This is a genomic window from Carboxydothermus pertinax, assembly GCF_001950255.1.
In the GTDB taxonomy this organism is placed as follows: Bacteria; Bacillota; Z-2901; order Carboxydothermales; family Carboxydothermaceae; genus Carboxydothermus; species Carboxydothermus pertinax.
Genome location: NZ_BDJK01000057.1, coordinates 1 through 1,754 on the forward strand (window position 1 = coordinate 1; position 1,754 = coordinate 1,754).

Here is a 1,754-nt window from a genome sequence, read left to right on the forward strand (position 1 = left end):
TTACTACATAAATATTTGTTTAAAGGAAGATTTTACAGCTATAAAAAGCCAATTTGCGCCTAAAAAATGTTACTTTTTCAGTCCTCTCGGAAATCCAGCAGTGCTTAGACGAACTTTTAGCGGAGTTGGAGGTGTAGTATGGAAACCTGGCGCTTTATCGACCACGGATCCTTTTTCGGGGCCGAAAATATGGCTATAGATGAAGCTTTACTGGAGGTTTTGGCAAAAAATCAGGGGGTGCCGGTTTTACGCTTTTACACCTGGGTCCGGCCAACTTTAAGTCTTGGTTATTTTCAAAAAGCCCAAGAGGAAGTGGACTTTTCCGAATGTGAGAAGTTAGGGGTAGATGTAGTTCGCCGGCCTACCGGGGGGCGAGCGGTGCTTCATGAATTTGAGCTAACCTATTCCCTGGTCGGCAGCATTCATCATCCTAAACTTTCGGGAAGTGTCTTGGAATCCTATCTGAAAATTAGTAAAGGACTTTTATTGGGACTTAAAAACCTCGGGATTGAAGGAGAAATTGCCGAGGGTAAAAAAGCTTCCGATTTATCGGCGATTTGTTTTGAAGCTCCTTCATGGTATGAGTTAACGGTAAAGGGACGTAAGGTAATTGGTAGTGCCCAGGTCCGTAGAGGTGATTACCTGCTTCAGCACGGTGCGATTGTTATAAAAATGGATGTCGACAAACTTTTTCGGGTGTTAAAATTTAAATCCTTGGAGCAAAAAGAGCGGCTTTTGGCAAGTTTTCATAAAAAGGCTGGAGCAATTCTTGATTTTTCTCCCCGGGAATTTTCGCTTGCGGAAATAAAAGAGGCGTTTTTAAAAGGTTTTTCTGAGGGTTTAGAAGTTAGTTTTCAAAAAAGTTATCTTACGCCGGAAGAAGAAGAAATTAGTAAGAAGTTACTGAAGGAAAAATATCATAGCAGAGATTGGTTGTATCGAATTTAAGAAAAAGCCTTGGTATGAGCCAAGGCTTTTTATGTTTGGTCTAAGCTTGTAAGGACTGGATCGAACATTTGAATTTGGCAATTTGTACCGCTCCAGTGGCGGCAAACCTCACAGCTTTTAATATTAGCTTTGCCGGTTTTGGCAGAAAATTTAGGACAGCTTAAGCCTACCAGGTTAAGCTGATCTGTACTGGCGTAGTTGGTCATGATTCCACCTCCCTTTTTTTCAAGCTTATTTTTGCCCAATTGGCAAATAATATGTATTAACTTGGGAATACTAAGAAAAAACGGGGGTGGAATGATGCGTGAAAATGTTGGTACCTGGGATGCTTTTTTGCGCAGTTCAATGGGAGCAATGCTCCTGGGGTTAGGTATCGTAAATAAATCAAAAAATTTAATTTGTGTAGGAGCTATGGAGTTGGCCACCGGGATCACCCGCTGGTGTCCGGTATTTGAGCTTTTTGGTATTAACACGGTTGAAGAAAATAACTGGTACAGGGAAAACGGTGATGACGACGAATTTTCTATCCCATCTCCCAGTTAAATATAACTAAAATGTAGAAATGGGTGAAAAGAATATTAAAACAGGATTACGCCCGGGCGGAAAAGAACGCCTTAGCCGATTACTTAGACTGATTGAGACGGGGAAAATTGACCCAACTCCTTTAACTACTCATAAATTCTCCTTTAGTGAGTTAGAAAAAGCTTTTAATTTAAGGGAATGTAAATAGTTTTGTGTAAATGGTTTTTACCTAACTAAAATGGCAATACTTTAAATAGCTTTACCTGCCAGGAGGATAGGGCAAT

The 1,754-nt window shown here is 40.5% G+C and carries 3 protein-coding genes; 2 read left to right on the forward strand and 1 reads right to left on the reverse strand.

Annotated features, from left to right (window positions below; all coding sequences use genetic code 11):
• Positions 1-138: 138 nt before the first annotated feature.
• Positions 139-948 (forward strand): lipoate--protein ligase family protein, encoded by an 810-nt coding sequence (lipM, locus tag cpu_RS11950; protein WP_075860218.1) that lies wholly within the window; start codon positions 139-141, stop codon positions 946-948.
• 29 nt (positions 949-977) lie between these two features.
• On the opposite strand, the gene cpu_RS13860 is transcribed toward lipM, so the two are convergent.
• Positions 978-1,154, reverse strand: coding sequence for a hypothetical protein (locus tag cpu_RS13860; RefSeq protein WP_200800693.1), 177 nt, complete (start codon positions 1,152-1,154; stop codon positions 978-980).
• A 94-nt stretch (positions 1,155-1,248) separates the two neighbouring features.
• Here cpu_RS13860 and cpu_RS11955 point away from each other — a divergent pair, with 94 nt between their 5' ends.
• Positions 1,249-1,491: a YgaP family membrane protein gene (locus cpu_RS11955; protein WP_075860219.1), complete on the forward strand. Its 243-nt coding sequence runs from the start codon at positions 1,249-1,251 to the stop codon at positions 1,489-1,491.
• Positions 1,492-1,754: the final 263 nt, after the last annotated feature.

Bases quoted from the DNA above. Each gene is read 5' to 3' on its own strand.
- lipM (WP_075860218.1), top strand. From the start codon at position 139: ATGGAAACCTGGCGCTTTATCGACCACGGATCCTTTTTCGGGGCCGAA.
- cpu_RS13860 (WP_200800693.1), bottom strand. From the start codon at position 1,154: ATGACCAACTACGCCAGTACAGATCAGCTTAACCTGGTAGGCTTAAGC.
- cpu_RS11955 (WP_075860219.1), top strand. From the start codon at position 1,249: ATGCGTGAAAATGTTGGTACCTGGGATGCTTTTTTGCGCAGTTCAATG.